Here is a 15,122-nt window from a genome sequence, read left to right on the forward strand (position 1 = left end):
TCGGACATTCAACCCTCTCCCAAGATGCGGCGCCGGCTCATCCGCGACTCCCGAAGTCGATGCGGGGGTCCACCAGGACATAGGTGATGTCCGACAGGATCCCGACGATGAGCCCCAGGAGCGAGAAGGCGTAGAGCGTCCCGAACACGATGGGGTAATCCCGCGCCACCGCCGCCTCGAATCCCAGCCGCCCCAGCCCGTCGAGCGAGAACAGCGTCTCGATGATGACCGAGCCGCCGAAGAACACGCCGATGAACAGCGACGGGAACCCGGCGATCACGATCAGCATGGCGTTGCGGAAGACATGGCCGTAAAGCACCCGCCGCTCCGTCAGGCCCTTGGCGCGGGCGGTCATGACGTACTGCTTCTTGATCTCGTCGAGGAAGCTGTTCTTGGTCAGCAGCGTCAGAGTGGCGAAGCTGGCGATGGTGGTGGCGATCACCGGCAGCGCGATGTGCCACAGGTAGTCCAGCACCTTGCCGATCAGCGTCAGCTCCTCCCAGTTGTCCGAGGTGAGGCCCCGGAGCGGGAAGATGCGGAAGTAGCTCCCCCCGGCGAAAAGCACGATCAGCAGCACCGCGAACAGGAATCCCGGGATGGCGTAGCCAACGATCACCGCCCCGGAGGTCCAGGTGTCGAAGGGCGTGCCATCCTTGACCGCCTTGCGGATGCCGAGCGGGATGGAGATCAGGTAGGCGATCAGCGTGGACCAGAGCCCCAGCGTGATCGACACCGGCAGCTTGTCGAGGACCAGGCTCACCACCGACTCCGACCGGAACCACGACTCGCCGAAGTCGAAGCGGATATAGTCCCACATCATCAGCAGGAACCGCTGCAGCGGCGGCTTGTCGAAGCCGAACTGGACCTCCAGCTCGCGGATGAACTCGGGCGGCAGGCCGCGCGCCCCGATGTAGCCGGCCGTGTCTCCCCCCGCATCCATCGCCTCGGTCGTCTCGCCCCCGCCGCCGCCCGAGATGTTGGCGAAGACGTCGCCCCGCCCCTCGATCTGGGCAATGACCTGCTCGATGGGGCCGCCGGGGACGAACTGCGTCAGCACGAAGTTGATGACCATGATCCCGAACAGCGTCGGGATCACGAGCAGCAGGCGTCGGAGGATGTAGGCGCCCAAGGTCCCGGCCTTACTGGAAGGCGCCGGCGGCGCGCAACGCCTCGCCCTTGGCGTCGTCGTACCACCAGAAGTCGAGCTCGCCCACGGCGAAGGGCGGAAGCGGCTCGGGATGCTCGTACATGTCGTAGTAGGCGACCCAGGAGTTCGGGTTGTACCAGCGCGGCACCCCCAGCCGCATCGACCGCAGCACGCGGTCCAGAGCCCGGGCCGCCGCCTCCATCTCCTCTCGGGTCCGCGCCTGCGCCACCAGGGTGGCGATGCGGTCCACCGCCGGGTCCTGCACGCCCGGCAGGTTGCGGTTGCTCTCGGCCGCCGAGGCCGAGCCGAACCACTGGATCACCGAGGTTCCGGGCTCGAAGTCGAAGGCCGGGCTCCAGCGGCTGATGTCGAAGTCCGAGCTGTCGCGCCGCTGCGTGAACTGCGCGGGGTCCACCAGCTCGAACCGCGCGTCCACGCCCACGCGCCTGAGGTTCTCGATGAAGGGAAGTGTGAGGCGCTGAAAGCTTGGAGAGAACTCCAGGAACTCGACGACGAGGGGTTCCCCTTCGGCGTTGCGCCGCACGCCGTCCTCGCCTACGGTCCAGCCCGCCTCGTCCAGGAGCCGGCTCGCCTCGCGGAGGTTGCCCCTGTCGATGTCGCGCTCGGCGCTCGACGGGGGTGGCAATACGGCCTCAGACGTCACGAGCGACTCGTCGAGGAGTCCCTCATCCACCAGAGGTTGCAGGATCGCCAGCTCGCCCTCGGTGGGCAGGCCTTCGGCCATCATGTCGGTGTTGGCAAAGAACGACGGCACCTGCTCGTAGTAGCCGTAGAGCAGCGTCTCGTTGGTCCATTCGAAGTTGAACAGCAGGATCAGGGCCTCGCGCACGCGGGGGTCCTGGAAGACCTCGCGCCGCAGGTTGAAGGCCCAATAGGCCGCCACGGGGACGAGTCCGCTGGGAATCTCCTCCCGCACCACCTGCCCGGCGTCGAGCGCCGGGAAATCGTAGGCCGTGGCCCAGAGCAGGGCGTCGCTCTCCACCCGGAAGGTATATTCCCCAGCCTTGAAGGCTTCCAGCGCCACGGTGCTGTCGGCGAAATACTCGAAGCGGATGGTGTCGAAGTTGTTGCGCCCGACACTGATGGGCAGGTCCCGGCCCCAATAGTCCTCGTCCCGGCGCAGGACGACGCGGCGGCCCATGTCCCAACTGTCGATGGTGTAGGGCCCCGAGCCCAGGAACGGCACGTTGCTGGATTCGTCGAGGCGCGCGCCGGTCCGCTCGAACTCCGCCCGCGACAGGATCGTGAGCCCCCCCGCCAACGGGATGCGGTCGCGCGATGGCGATTCGGCCGAGAACTCGAAGCGCAAGCGATGGTCGCCCAGAACCTCCACGCTCTCGATGATCGGGCCCCAGGCCATGCGGAAGGACTCGAGCCCCTGCTCCATGAACAGGTCGAACGAGAATTTCACGTCCTGCGCGGTCAGGGGCGTGCCGTCCGAGAAGGCGGCCTCGGGACGCATCTCGAACTCCACCCAGGAGAGGTCGGCGGGATATTCGAGCGTCGAGCAGATGAGGCAGTAGAGCGAGGCGGGCTCGTCCGCGGTCGAGGTCATCAGCGACTCGAACGGGAAGGCGCCGAGCGGGGTCGCGGTGCCCTGGATGGTGAAGGGGTTGAAGCTGTCGAAGTTGCCTTGGTTCCACTCCGAGATCTCGCCGCCCTTGGGCGCGTCCGGGTTCACGTAGTCCAGGTGCGCGAAGTCGGCGGGATACTTCAGGTCCCCGAAGTAGTTGTAGCCGTGCGAGACGGTCGTCCCGCCCTCGGCCGAGGCGGGCACGGCCGCCGCCTCCTGCCCCCGCGCGGGCAGGGCCAGCAGCGCGGCCAGCGCCAGCCCTCCCAGCCCGATCCAGCGCAGGTCCCCACCCCCCCGTTCGGCGGCAAGCGCGATCGCCGTGGCGCGGCGGCGGGGTCCAGTCATGCTCAAGCCTCCTGTCGGCTGCGGTCCCGCCGACTATCCGGCCCTCCCCCCGGGGTTTCAAGCCGAGATTGCGTGAGGCGCCGTGAGAGGCGCGAACGGAAAGGGCCGCGTCCTGTCCCAGGCGCGGCCCCGACTCCGTTCCCTCGCGCGGCGATCAGCCGCCGGGGTTGGTGGCGAGGTAGGCGATCAGGTTCGCCCGATCCTGCACATCGCGGATGCCGTTGAAGTTCATCTTGGTGCCCGGTGCATAGTCGCGGGGGGCCAGGAGGAACAGGTTCAGGTTCTCGGGCGACCACACGTCGGCCACCTGCTCCAGCGCGCCCGAGTAGTCGAAGCCCTCGATGGCGTCCACGGGGCGGTCCACCACGCCGGCGAGCGTCGGGCCCGTGCGGTTCTCGCCCTGCGCGAGGCTGTGGCAGGCAGAGCAGGGGCGGAACTCGCCCTCGCCCGCGGCGGCGTCGGCGGCGGCGAAGGCCGTCTGGAACTCGGCGGTGAGTTGCTCGGGCGTCACCTCGGGCGCGGCTTCCTCGCCCTCGGCCCCCTCTACGGGGATGACGTAGGCCTGCTGGACCTCCTCGCCCTCGGCGTGGACCTCCTCGCCGCCGCCGTAGATCGCCTCGGCGGCCCAGCCGCCCAGCAGGAACACCAGCAGCGTGCCGCAGAAGCCGCCGACGATCTTGGTGAGGGTCATCGTGTCGAACATGTCGCGTTGGGTCCCAGCGTGCCTATTGACGCGCCGTGTAGCCGCTTCCCGCCCGTCTCCGCAAGGTGTAGGCGCGCGATGAACCGGCGAAGGCGGGTGCGGCATGACCGCGCTGCCGCAGCCCCCTCCGGGAAAGGAGTCCCCATGCCCCGCATCGCCTTCCAGGGAGAGGTCGGCGCCTACGGCCACCAGGCCTGCCTGGAGGCCCGCCCTGGCTTCGACCCTCTCCCCTGCCCGACCTTCGACGACGCCATCGAGGCCGTGCGATCGGGCGCCGCCGACCTCGGCATGATCGCCATCGAGAACTCGACCTACGGGCGCGTGGCCGACGTCCACCAGCTCCTTCCCGAGAGCGGGCTGCACATCGTGGACGAGGCCTTCCTCCGCGTCCGCATCAGCGTGCTGGGCGTGAAGGGGGCGGCCCTCGCCGACCTGCGCCGCGTGCGCGGCATGAGCATACTCCTCGGCCAGGCGCGTGGCTTCATCCGGCGTCACGGACTCCAGACCCTCGCCTGGTCCGACAACGCCGCCGGCGCGCGCGAGGTCGCGCGGCTGGGCGACCCGGCCGAGGGCTCGCTCGCCCCCGAGATCGCGGCTCAGGTTTATGGGCTCGACGTGCTGGCCTCGGACGTGGAGGACCACGGCGGCAACACGACCCGCTTCCTCATCATGTCGCGCGAGGCCGACCTGTCGCGCCGGGGCGACACGATGATGACCAGCTTCGTCTTCCGCGTCCGCAACATCCCCGCCGCGCTCTACAAGGCGCTGGGCGGCTTCGCGACCAATGGCGTGAACATGACCAAGCTGGAAAGCTACATGGTCGATGGCCGCTTCTCCGCGACCCAGTTCTACGCCGAGGTCGAGGGCCACCCCGATGACCCGGCCCTCGCCCGCGCGCTGGAGGAACTGCACTACTTCTCCTCCACCGTCCGCCTCATGGGCGTCTTCCCCGCCGCCCGCCCGCGACACGAAAGCTAGGCCACCCGCCCCGCCAGCCATTCGCGCAGCAGGAACCCGGCGATCGCCCCCTCGCGCGGCGCCCGGATCTCCGGGTCCTCGCCCATGACCACCCGCATCATCCGCTCGCGCGAGACCCACTGCGCCGCCTCCATCTCGTTCGGATCGAGCGTGATCTCCCGCGACAGCGCCTCGCTCCGGCAGCCCAGCATCAGCGAGGCCGGGAAGGGCCAGGGCTGGCTCGCGAGGTAGTCCACCCGCCCCACCCTCACGCCCGTCTCCTCCCGGACCTCGCGGCGCACGGCGGCCTCGACGGACTCGCCCGGGTCGATGAAGCCTGCGAGCAGCGAGAACATCCCCTCCGGCCAGCCGGGCGATCGGCCGACCAGCACGTCGTTGCCCCGCAGCACCAGCATGATGACCACCGGGTCCGTGCGAGGGAAGTGCTGGCTCCCGCAGGCCGGGCAGTCGCGCCGCCACCCCGCCTGCGCCACGATGCTTGCGGCCCCGCAGCGCGCGCAGAAGCCGTGCGTCCCGTGCCAGCCCAGCACCGCCTTGGCCGTGGCCGCCAGCTCCGCGTCGCGCGGCGATAGTTGCGCCATAACCGACCGCAGATCGACCCAGCGCGCGCCCTCCGGGGCCGGGGCCTCGGCCGGCGCTTCCGCCGCCCAGGTGCCCTCGCCGTCCTCTCCGCGCCCGAGCAGGATCGCCCCCGTCACTTCCGCCAGCGGTACCCGGACGAGACGCGGCGCCTCCTCCGGCCCATCGACCAGCGGTTCGCCCGCGCGCAGCACCACCGCCCGGGCGCCCGGCCGGGCCTCCAGCGCGGCCAGGGCCGCCGCGTCGCCCCGCAGCTCCCCCGCCCGGTCGAGGCCGGAGCCCCCGAATGTCACGCGCCCCGTCAAATCCATCCGCACGGCTTCCCTTTCGCTGCGTCGGCCTGCAATCGTCCCACCTGAAGTTGCCTCAACTTCGGATCGCACCCCTCGTCCCGGAGCCCTGGCTTGAGCCCAACGTCCCCGAACCCCCGCCGTCCCGCGACGGCGCGGCTTCGCGTGCTGGCCACCACCGATCTCCATGCCCATCTCCTGCCCTTCGACTACTACGCCGACCGCCCGATGCCTGCCACCGGGCTTGCCCAGGCGGGGCACCTGATCCGCGTCCTACGGGCCGAGATGCCGCCGGGCGCCTGCCTTCTCCTCGACAATGGCGACGCGCTGACCGGGGGCCTCCTGTCCGACCTGCTGGCGGACCGGCCCGCCGGCCCGCACCCGATGATCGCCGCCATGAACGCGCTGGGCTACGACGCCGCGGCCCTCGGCAACCACGAGTTCGACCGCGGCCTGCCCGCCCTGCGCGCCGCCCTCGCGCCTGCGCGCTTTCCCATGCTCTGCGCCAACCTCCGCGTCCGCGAGGGCCTGCCGCTCGCGCTGCCTTCCGTGCTGCTCGACCGCGACCTCCCCGGCCCGGACGGAGCGCGCCACCGCCTGCGGATCGGCCTCCTCGGCCTCGCGCCGCCGCAGTCCGCCGCCTGGAACGGCGCGGCCCTGGCCGGGGGGCTGGAGGCTCGCGACATCCTCGACGCCGCGCGCGAGGAGATCCCGTGCCTGCGCGCCGCCGGGGCAGACCTCGTGATCGCGCTCTGCCATTCCGGCCTCGGCCCCGCCGCGCCCGAGCCGGGGATGGAGAACGCCGCCCTCCCCCTCGCCGCCCTCCCCGGCCTCGACGCGCTGGTGCTGGGCCACACCCACGCCACCTTTCCCGACCCGCGCCAGTCGCCTCGCCCCGGCGTGGACCCCCAGGCGGGCACGCTCCACGGCCGCCCCGCCGTGCAGCCCGGCTTCCACGGCAGCCACGTGGGCCTCCTCGACCTCGACCTCGCGCACGACGGCACGGGCTGGCGCGTGGCGAGCCACCGCGCGCAGGCGATTCCCGTCTCTCCCGATCTGCCGCCCGATCCCGGCCTTTCCGCCCTCGCCGAGCCGACGCACGCGGCGCTTCGCGCCCTGGCTGGCCGTCCCGTCGGCCGCTCCGAGGTCCACCTCCAGAGCTACTTCTCCCTCCTCCGGCCCGACGCCACGCTCGACGTGGTGGCGGACGCGCAGCGGGCCGAGGCGCGGCGGCTTCTCTCCGGGCGGCCCGAGGCGGCGCTGCCCATCCTTTGCGCCGTCGCCCCCTTCAAGGCCGGCGGGCGCGGCGGGCCCGATCACTACATCGACATCCCGCCCGGCCCCCTGGCGCTGCGGCAGGTGGCCGACCTCTACCTCCACCCCAACGCCCTTGGCCTCCTGGAAGTCAAGGGCGCCGACCTGCGCGAATGGCTCGAACGGTCGGCCTCAGCCTTCCGCCAACTCGAGCCCGGCCAAACGGACCAGCCGCTTCTGGACCCCGCCGTGCCCTCGCACAACGTCGACATCATCGACGGACTCGCCTGGACCCTGGACCCGACCCGACTGGCCCTCTCCGGCGGAGGCGGACGCATCGCCGACCTGACCCACGAAGGACGGCCCGTGACCGACGGCGACCGCTTCGTGCTGGCGACCAACAGCTACCGCCTCGGCGCGGGCGGCGGCTACGGCCCGGCCACGCGCGCCCGTGTCCTCCTCCGCTCCGGGCCGCCCATGCGCGACGTGCTCCTCGCCCATGTCCGCGCCGCGCCCGTCGCGCCCGCCCGACGCCCGCGCTGGCGCTTCGCGTCCCTCCCCGGCACCGCCGCCTGGTTCGACACCGGCCCCGGCGCGCTCGCCCATCTTCCCGAGGGCCGCGCCATCGAGCCCCTCGGCCCCGCCGAGGGCGGCTTCCACCGCTTCCGCCTCCGGCTCTGACCCTCGACAGCCCGCCGCCGCCCCGGTATCCCCGCCCGGAGCCCCCCAACCCGGAGCCCCCCCATGCCCGCCCCCTTCGACGCGGTCATCTTCGACCTCGACGGCACGCTCATCGACACCGAATCGCTCTGCAACGCCGCCGGGGTGGAGGCCTGCGTCAACCTGGGCTTCCCCGTCTCGCTCGCCTTCTTCGAGACCCTGGCCGGCATCGACGACCGCACCCGCGCCCGGCTGATCGAGGAGCACGTGGGCGCCACCGTGGAGCTCGGAGCCTTCCTTTCCGAATGGGACCGGCTCTGCACGCTTCGCTTCGCCCAAGGAATCCCCATCAAGCCCGGCGCGGTGGACCTGCTCACCCGACTCAACGCGGCCGGCCTTCCCTTGGCCCTGGCCACGTCCTCGCGACGGACTCCCGCCGAGGAGAAGATCGCGGCGGCCAACCTCGGCCACCACTTCCGCACCCTCGTCACCTTCGACGACGTGGCCGCGCCCAAGCCCGCGCCAGACCCCTACCTCCTCGCCGCCGAGCGGCTCGGCGCCGCCCCTGCCCGCTGCCTCGCCTTCGAGGACAGCGAGACCGGCGCCCGCTCCGCCCGCGCGGCAGGGCTGACGGTGGTGCAGATCCCCGACATCCACCCGACCAAGGGCGCCCACGCCCATCATGTCGCGCCCACGCTTCTCGACGGCGCGGCCTGGGCGGGGATCCTCGCCTCCTAGGGCGGCGGGCTCTCCATCGGCCGCCCGTCGTGGGTCAGCCGATCGGGCCCCGTCGCGAGTCCCAAACGGTTTCCGCGACTGTCCGACTGGCCCGCCAGCCCCCACGACGCGCGTCCGCCCCCCTCCGACAGCCCCCACGACGGCACCGGCCGCGCCGGCTCGCTGCGGACCTGCGGATGCGTCGGACACAGATGCACGCCATCCCCAAATCATCCCCGCCCCACGGGGAAAACCCCCGGAGCGCGCGGCCCACGGGGGTTCGGGTCGTTCAGGCTGTCGCGGCGGAAGGGCTCAGAGGAGCCCTTCGCGTTGCAGCTTCTTGCGGGCGAGCTTGCGCTGGCGACGGATCGCCTCGGCCTTCTCGCGAGCTTTCTTCTCGGACGGCTTCTCGAAATGCTGCTTGAGCTTCATTTCGCGGAACACGCCTTCGCGCTGCAACTTCTTCTTGAGCGCGCGGAGCGCCTGGTCGACGTTGTTATCGCGGACGGAGACCTGCATGTGGTTGTCACCACCTTTCCGGGTAAGAGTTTCGCATGGCAATGCAGGAGGCCCGGCCTATAGCAAGGGGGACGCGGCCTGTCCAGCCGCGCATGAGGGGGACGAGACAGATGACCGACGACGATCCGGCCACCGATTTCGGCACCGACCCCACGCGCGGGGCGCTGCTCAAGGCGATCCTGCCGCACGTCCCCTTCGAGGGCTGGTCCGACCGCGCCTTCGCAGCCGCCGCCCGCGAGGCCGAGGTCACGCTGGCCGAGGCGCAGGCCGCCGCCCCGCGCGGCGCGCTCGACCTCGCCGTGGAATGGCACCGGCAGGGCGACCGCCGGATGCTGCGCGCCCTTCACGACGCCGACCCGTCCACCTTGCGGATGCGTGACCGCATCGCCTTCGCCCTCAAGGCCCGGATGCAGGCGCTCCCCGAACGCGAGGCGCTGCGCCGCTCCGCCTCGCTCTTCGCGCTTCCCTCCCACGCCGCCCTGGGCGCGCGCCTCCTTTGGGAAACCGCCGACGCCATCTGGACCGCTCTCGGGGACTCGTCGCGCGACGGCAACTGGTATTCCAAGCGGGCGACGCTCGCGGCGGTGCTGGCTTCCGTCGTGCTCTACCGCCTGAGCGACGACTCCCCCCGGCTCGAACGCACGAATGCCTTCATCGACCGCCGCATCGACGGCGTCATGGCCTTCGAGAAGTGGAAGGCCGAGGCCCGCGACAACCCCATGCTGCGCCCCCTCGCCCGCCCCCTGGGCTGGATCATGGGGCAGATCCGCGCCCCGGGCCGCCCCGCCGACCTCCCCGGCGGCTGGCGGCAGGAAGACTGACACGGAAGGACCGACGACTCCCATGCGCGCCATCGAGATCAGCCGCCCCGGCGGCCCCGAGGTCCTGACCCTGACCGATCGCCCCCTCCCCGAGCCCGGCCCCGGCGAGGTCCGCCTCCGCCTCGGCTATGCCGGGGTGAACCGCCCCGACGCCCTCCAGCGCGCCGGCGGCTACGCACCGCCCCCCGGCGCCTCCGACCTCCCCGGCCTCGAAGGCGCGGGCTGGGTAGACGCACTCGGTCCGGGCGTGACCGATGTCGCCTTGGGCGATCCGGTCTGCGCCCTCCTCCCCGGCGGCGGCTACGCCGACTACGCCCTCGCCCCCGCAGCCCACTGCCTTCCCGTCCCCCCCGGCCTCTCGCTCGCGCAGGCGGCGGCCCTGCCGGAGACCTTCTTCACCGTCTGGTCCAACGTGTTCCAGCGCGGAGGCCTGAAAGGCGGCGAACGCTTCCTCGTCCACGGCGGCGCCTCCGGCATCGGCACCACCGCGATCCAGTTGGCCCATGCCCTCGGCGCGCGGGTCTGGGCGACCGCCGGAGGCCCCGACCGTGCCCGCGCCTGCGAATCCCTGGGCGCCGAGCGCGGCATCGACCGGCACACGGAGGACTTCGTGGAGATCCTGCGCGCCGAAGGGGGTGCCGACGTGATCCTCGACATGGTGGGCGGCCCCTACCTGCCGCGCAACCTCAAGGCGCTCGCCGACGACGGCCGCCTCGTCCAGATCGCCTTCCTGCAAGGTCCGAAATCCGAGATCGACCTCAACCAGGTCATGCGCCGTCGCCTGACGATCACAGGCTCCACGCTTCGCCCCCAGTCCGTCGCACAAAAGGCCGCCATCGCCGAGAGCCTCCGCCGCGAGGTCTGGCCTCTCCTCGCCTCCGGCCGGGTCCGCCCCGTCATGGACGCCGAGTTCCCGCTGGAACAGGCCGCCGAGGCGCACCGTCGCCTCGAATCCAACGGCGTCGTCGGCAAGATCGTCCTCCGCATCGCCTGATGCAGGCCTTGGCGCTCCGCCCCGGGGCGCTAGGTCCCGCCTCCCGACGCCAAGGAGGCCATCATGGCAGGCACCAACGAGGACAGCGACTCCGCCAATCCCGGCGGGATGTTCGCCGACAAGGGCTCGCCCGAGAACGGCAAGAGCACCGACTGGATCGAAGGCGCAGGCATGGGCGGCACCCCCGCCCAGGACCACGCCGACAAGCGTGGCAAGGCCGGGCGCGGCATGGTGGACAGCCACGGCCCGCTCGAAGGCAACACCGACACCCCCAGCCAGTGAGGATCGATCCATGAGCCGAGTCGACACCGCCTCCGGCCTCGGCGGAGGCCAACTGACCGAGAATCCCGCCAAGCCCTCCCCCGAAGGCGGCTCCCAGCCCCCGACGAACGAGCCCCTCCCCTCCTCCGGCTCCCTGCACGAGCCGCAGGACGACACCATCCACGAATCCGGCAAGTCCGAGAAGGGCCGCACCAAGCCCGACTGACCGCCGCGCCGGGGACGCCCGAATGCGGCGTCCCCGTGACGCAATCGGTCGGTTTTCCCCTGTCGCTTGGTTTTCGGGCGGGCTAACACCCACTCCGACAGATCATCCAGGGAGCGCTGCCCATGAAGGTCCTCGTGCCGGTCAAGCGCGTGATCGACTACAACGTGAAGGTCCGCGTGCGCGCGGACGGCTCGGGCGTCGATCTCGCCAACGTCAAGATGTCGATGAACCCCTTCGACGAGATCGCCGTCGAGGAGGCGATCCGCCTCAAGGAGGCCGGGGTCGCGACCGAGGTTGTCGCCGTCTCCATCGGCGTGAAACAGGCGCAGGAGACGCTCCGCACTGCGCTCGCCATGGGCGCCGACCGCGCGATCCTCGTGGTCGCCTCCGAGGACGTCCACCAGGACATCGAGCCGCTCGCCGTCGCCAAGATCCTCGCCGGCGTCGTCAAGGAGGAGGAGCCCTCCCTCGTCCTCTGCGGCAAGCAGGCCATCGACAACGACATGAACGCCACCGGCCAGATGCTGGCCGCCCTCCTCGGCTGGGCGCAGGCCACCTTCGCCTCCGAGCTGAAGGTCGAGGGCGGGCAGGCGACCGTGACGCGCGAGGTGGACGGCGGCCTCCAGTCGATCCAGGTCCGGCTCCCGGCGGTCGTCACCGTGGACCTGCGGATGAACGAGCCGCGCTACGCCTCGCTGCCGAACATCATGAAGGCCAAGAAGAAGCCGATGGAGGAGAAGTCCCCCGCCGACTACGGCGTGGACACCGCCCCCCGGCTGACGGTGCTCCGGACCACCGAGCCTGCGACCCGCAAGGCGGGCGTGATGGCCAGGTCGGTCGATGAACTCGTGGACATGATCAAGGGCGCGGGGCTGGTCTGATGGCAACTCTCCTTCTTGCGGACGTGACCGACGGCAAGCTGGCGACCGACGCCGTCGCCAAGGCCCTCACCGCCGTGGCCCCGCTGGGCGAGGTTCACCTCCTCGTCGCGGGCCAGGGCGGCGACGCGGCGGCGGCCGAGGCCGCGACGCTCCAGGGCGTGACCAAGGTCCTCTTCGCCCCCGACCACGCCCTCTGCCACGCGCTGGCCGAGCCTACGGCGGCCCTCCTCGTGGCGCTCGCCCCCAGCTACTCCCACCTCGCCGCGCCCTCCACGGCGGATGCCAAGAACATCCTGCCCCGCGTGGCCGCGCTTCTCGACGTCATGGTGATCTCGGACGTCACCGCGATCAGCGACGCGGAGACCTTCGAGCGGCCCATCTACGCCGGCAACGCCATCCAGACGGTGCGCTCCTCCGACCCGATCAAGGTCCTGACCATCCGCACCGCCGGCTTCGCCGCCGCCTCCACGGGCAACGCCGCCCCGGTGGAGACCGTGCCCGGCGCGCAGGACCCCGGCCTGTCGCAATGGCTGGAGGATCGCACCGCCCATTCCGGCCGCCCGGAGCTGACCTCGGCCCCGGTCGTCGTCTCGGGCGGGCGCGGCATCGGCTCCAAGGAGGGCTTCGAGATCGTCGAGGCCCTTGCCGACAAGCTCGGGGCCGCCGTGGGCGCCTCCCGCGCGGCGGTGGACGCCGGCTACGCCCCCAACGACTGGCAGGTGGGCCAGACCGGCAAGGTGGTCGCCCCCAACCTCTACGTCGCGCTCGGCATCTCCGGCGCCATCCAGCACCTCGCGGGCATGAAGGACTCCAAGTTCATCGTCGCCATCAACAAGGACGCCGAGGCCCCCATCTTCCAGGTCGCCGACTTCGGCCTCGTGGCCGACCTGTTCACGGCCGTGCCGGAGCTGACCGAAAAGCTGTAAAGCCGCCCACGCCGAACCCGGCCTCGCGGCCGCGCCCGACAGGGGCGCGGCCGCGTCCGCTTCGATCCCATCAGGAGGCCGCGACCGCGGCCCGAGCTTCCTCCAGGCAGGCCCGCACCGGCCCCACGAGCGCCGCCGCCACCGCGCGATGCGCGTCCTCGCCCATCCCCACCCCGGGCAGCGCCACCACACCGGCCACGCGCGGCCGCAGCGCCTCCACCATCCCCTCCGTCACCGTGACGGGCTCGCCGCCCCCCTCCTCCGGCCGCCACAGCAGCACCACGCGCGGCCCCACCAGATCCAGGAACCCCCGCATCCGCGCGATCCAGGCGATCCGCAACTCCTCCCGCACGATGTCGAACCGGTCCGGCGCCGCCTCCCGCAGTCCGCGCAGCAGGTGCCCGGTGAAGCAGACCTCCGCGAAGTCCATCTCCGGGAACAAGGCCCGCAGCACCGGCGAGGCGCGCAGGAAGCGGTCGTTCCGCCGGGGATGCACCGAATAGAGCCGGTTCGACAGGTTTCCCACCCCCACGGCTTCCAGCACCACCGCCCGCGCGCCCCGGCAGGCCGCCATCGCCTCGCCATCGGCCAGGAACGCCTCCACCGAGGCGCCGGGCTGGCCGAGGTTCACGCAGACCTCGCCCAGCTCCGCCTCCAGCAGCGCCGGGAACGGCTCCGCCACCCCGCGCCCCAGCGTCAGGCCGCCTCCCACCGCCGCCACGTAATCGCCATCGAGCCTTCGCTCGGGCCCCCGGAACAGCAGCCGCGATGCGCCATAACGGCATGGCGCAAGCCCCGATCCGGCCCATATGGACCTGTCGTGCTTCATGGTCCCCACCACGAATATGTTCACCCGTGGGGCAGGATCGCGGCCAAACCTTGCCAAAGCCCTAAGCCTCGACTTGTCGCGATCCGCCCACGCCCCTTGCGCGGCTCGTCCCCCTCGCCCATGCTGCACGGCGGCATGAGAGGGGGAACGGCGATGGCGGTCGAACGGGTGGGCGTCGTGGGCGCGGGCCAGATGGGCAACGGCATCGCCCATGTCTTCGCACTCGCCGGTTGCGAGGTGCTGCTCACCGACACCAGCCCCGAGGCGCTGGCCGCCGCGCCCCAGGTCATCGCCAGGAACCTCGACCGGCAGGTCGCCAAGGGCACCATCACCGCCGAGGCCAAGGCCCAGGCGCTCGCCCGCGTGATCCCCACGCGCGAACTCGCGCTCCTCGGCCAAACCGACCTCGTGATCGAGGCCGCGACCGAGCGCGAACCGGTCAAGACCGCGATCTTCGAATCGCTCGTCCCCCACCTCGCGCCCCACACGATCCTCGCGACCAACACCTCGTCGATCTCGATCACCCGCCTCGCCTCGCGCACCGACCGGCCCGAGAAGTTCCTGGGCGTCCATTTCATGAACCCGGTGCCTCTCATGCAGCTCGTGGAGCTGATCCGGGGCATCGCCACCGACGACGCGACCTTCGACACGGCGATCGCCATCGTCGAACGGCTGGGCAAGACCGCCTCGGTCGCGCAGGACTTCCCCGCCTTCATCGTCAACCGCGTGCTCATCCCCATGATCAACGAGGCGGTCTACACCCTCTACGAGGGCGTGGGCACCGTGACCTCTATCGACACGGCGATGCGCCTTGGCGCGAACCACCCCATGGGACCGCTGGAGCTTGCCGACTTCATCGGCCTCGACACCTGCCTCGCCATCATGAACGTCCTGCACGACGGCTTCGCGGACACCAAGTACCGCCCCTGCCCGCTGCTGACGAAATACGTCGAGGCCGGCTGGCTCGGCCGCAAGGCGGGGCGCGGCTTCTACGACTATCGGACCGGAACGCCGGTCCCGACGCGGTGAAGGTAGCTTGCAGGCATAGAAAGCCGACCTGGCATCCACCTTGCTGCTCGACGCATCTCGACGCATCGCAAGAACATCCGGTCGAGCCTATCACGAACCAGAGACGCGCAACGGAGCAGCGAAATTAATCTTCCCGAAATCGAGCACCTTTCGATGATCGGTCCGCCAGTGCCTTCGATTCATCTCATAAGGATCGCCATTCTCGCTGGCTTCCTTGGCGGAAGTTCTGGCTTCCTTCGGGCCGATGAACAAACCTCGCAAAGCGATTATCTCGTGACCTGCTGCCCGTTTTCTGGACCGCGCCGAGCTGGACTTTTCCAGTTTAGGCTTGGGCCGAGGAGACGGAGAGAGACCATGAAGAGATCGAAG

Annotated in this window: 17 protein-coding genes; 10 read left to right on the plus strand and 7 right to left on the minus strand. The window is 71.1% G+C overall.

Annotation, left to right across the window (positions count from 1 at the left end):
- Positions 1-37 precede the first annotated feature (37 nt).
- The 3 genes from J2Z33_RS11710 to J2Z33_RS11720 form a co-directional block, all read right to left on the minus strand.
- The gene (locus J2Z33_RS11710; RefSeq protein ID WP_209841126.1) at positions 38-1,129 is read right to left on the minus strand and encodes a microcin C ABC transporter permease YejB; all 1,092 of its coding nucleotides are present in this window, start codon (positions 1,127-1,129) and stop codon (positions 38-40) included.
- Positions 1,130-1,139: 10 nt separating this feature from the next.
- Positions 1,140-3,086, minus strand: a complete 1,947-nt coding sequence (locus tag J2Z33_RS11715; RefSeq protein ID WP_209841129.1) for an extracellular solute-binding protein — start codon at positions 3,084-3,086, stop codon at positions 1,140-1,142.
- A gap of 154 nt (positions 3,087-3,240) precedes the next feature.
- Positions 3,241-3,789, minus strand: a complete 549-nt coding sequence (locus J2Z33_RS11720; protein ID WP_209841132.1) for a c-type cytochrome — start codon at positions 3,787-3,789, stop codon at positions 3,241-3,243.
- Positions 3,790-3,933: 144 nt separating this feature from the next.
- Here J2Z33_RS11720 and J2Z33_RS11725 point away from each other — a divergent pair, with 144 nt between their 5' ends.
- Positions 3,934-4,767, plus strand: a complete 834-nt coding sequence (locus J2Z33_RS11725) for a prephenate dehydratase (RefSeq protein WP_209841135.1) — start codon at positions 3,934-3,936, stop codon at positions 4,765-4,767.
- Here the strand turns inward: J2Z33_RS11725 and nudC are convergent.
- Complete coding sequence (nudC, locus tag J2Z33_RS11730) at positions 4,764-5,657, minus strand: NAD(+) diphosphatase (protein WP_209841138.1); 894 nt, start codon at positions 5,655-5,657, stop codon at positions 4,764-4,766. The genes J2Z33_RS11725 and nudC overlap by 4 nt on opposite strands.
- A 93-nt stretch (positions 5,658-5,750) precedes the next feature.
- Here nudC and J2Z33_RS11735 point away from each other — a divergent pair, with 93 nt between their 5' ends.
- Both J2Z33_RS11735 and J2Z33_RS11740 read left to right on the plus strand, forming a co-directional pair.
- Positions 5,751-7,571 (plus strand): 5'-nucleotidase C-terminal domain-containing protein, encoded by a 1,821-nt coding sequence (locus tag J2Z33_RS11735; RefSeq protein WP_209841141.1) that lies wholly within the window; start codon positions 5,751-5,753, stop codon positions 7,569-7,571.
- A 63-nt stretch (positions 7,572-7,634) separates the two neighbouring features.
- Positions 7,635-8,288 (plus strand): HAD family hydrolase, encoded by a 654-nt coding sequence (locus J2Z33_RS11740; RefSeq protein ID WP_209841144.1) that lies wholly within the window; start codon positions 7,635-7,637, stop codon positions 8,286-8,288.
- Positions 8,289-8,579: 291 nt separating this feature from the next.
- Here the strand turns inward: J2Z33_RS11740 and rpsU are convergent, their stop codons facing one another.
- Positions 8,580-8,786 (minus strand): 30S ribosomal protein S21, encoded by a 207-nt coding sequence (gene rpsU, locus J2Z33_RS11745; RefSeq protein WP_037282216.1) that lies wholly within the window; start codon positions 8,784-8,786, stop codon positions 8,580-8,582.
- 110 nt (positions 8,787-8,896) lie between these two features.
- Between rpsU and J2Z33_RS11750 the strand changes: the two genes are divergently transcribed.
- The 6 genes from J2Z33_RS11750 (at position 8,897) to J2Z33_RS11775 (ending at position 12,895) form a co-directional block, all read left to right on the plus strand.
- Complete coding sequence (locus J2Z33_RS11750) at positions 8,897-9,607, plus strand: COQ9 family protein (protein WP_209841147.1); 711 nt, start codon at positions 8,897-8,899, stop codon at positions 9,605-9,607.
- 22 nt (positions 9,608-9,629) lie between these two features.
- The gene (locus J2Z33_RS11755) at positions 9,630-10,601 is read left to right on the plus strand and encodes an NAD(P)H-quinone oxidoreductase (protein ID WP_209841150.1); all 972 of its coding nucleotides are present in this window, start codon (positions 9,630-9,632) and stop codon (positions 10,599-10,601) included.
- A 63-nt stretch (positions 10,602-10,664) separates the two neighbouring features.
- Positions 10,665-10,883 carry a hypothetical protein gene (locus J2Z33_RS11760; RefSeq protein ID WP_209841153.1) on the plus strand — a complete coding sequence of 73 codons (219 nt, stop codon included), beginning with the start codon at positions 10,665-10,667 and terminating at the stop codon, positions 10,881-10,883.
- Positions 10,884-10,893: 10 nt separating this feature from the next.
- The gene (locus tag J2Z33_RS11765) at positions 10,894-11,088 is read left to right on the plus strand and encodes a hypothetical protein (protein ID WP_209841156.1); all 195 of its coding nucleotides are present in this window, start codon (positions 10,894-10,896) and stop codon (positions 11,086-11,088) included.
- Positions 11,089-11,210: 122 nt separating this feature from the next.
- On the plus strand, positions 11,211-11,969 hold the full coding sequence (locus tag J2Z33_RS11770) for an electron transfer flavoprotein subunit beta/FixA family protein (protein ID WP_209841159.1): 759 nt from the start codon (positions 11,211-11,213) through the stop codon (positions 11,967-11,969).
- A complete protein-coding gene (locus J2Z33_RS11775) occupies positions 11,969-12,895 on the plus strand; it encodes an electron transfer flavoprotein subunit alpha/FixB family protein (RefSeq protein ID WP_209841162.1) in 927 nt (308 codons plus the stop codon). Before J2Z33_RS11770 ends, J2Z33_RS11775 begins: the two co-directional genes overlap by 1 nt.
- Positions 12,896-12,965: 70 nt before the next feature.
- Here J2Z33_RS11775 and J2Z33_RS11780 read toward each other — a convergent pair whose 3' ends face one another.
- Positions 12,966-13,724, minus strand: a complete 759-nt coding sequence (locus J2Z33_RS11780) for a DUF6473 family protein (RefSeq protein WP_209841165.1) — start codon at positions 13,722-13,724, stop codon at positions 12,966-12,968.
- A 153-nt stretch (positions 13,725-13,877) separates the two neighbouring features.
- Between J2Z33_RS11780 and J2Z33_RS11785 the strand changes: the two genes are divergently transcribed.
- The gene (locus J2Z33_RS11785) at positions 13,878-14,753 is read left to right on the plus strand and encodes a 3-hydroxybutyryl-CoA dehydrogenase (RefSeq protein WP_209841168.1); all 876 of its coding nucleotides are present in this window, start codon (positions 13,878-13,880) and stop codon (positions 14,751-14,753) included.
- A 90-nt stretch (positions 14,754-14,843) separates the two neighbouring features.
- Here the strand turns inward: J2Z33_RS11785 and J2Z33_RS11790 are convergent.
- Positions 14,844-15,122 (minus strand): hypothetical protein (locus tag J2Z33_RS11790; protein ID WP_209841170.1); only part of this gene is annotated, 279 nt, incomplete at its 5' end.

Source organism: Rubellimicrobium aerolatum (assembly GCF_017872975.1).
GTDB classification, from domain to species: Bacteria; Pseudomonadota; Alphaproteobacteria; order Rhodobacterales; family Rhodobacteraceae; genus Rubellimicrobium; species Rubellimicrobium aerolatum.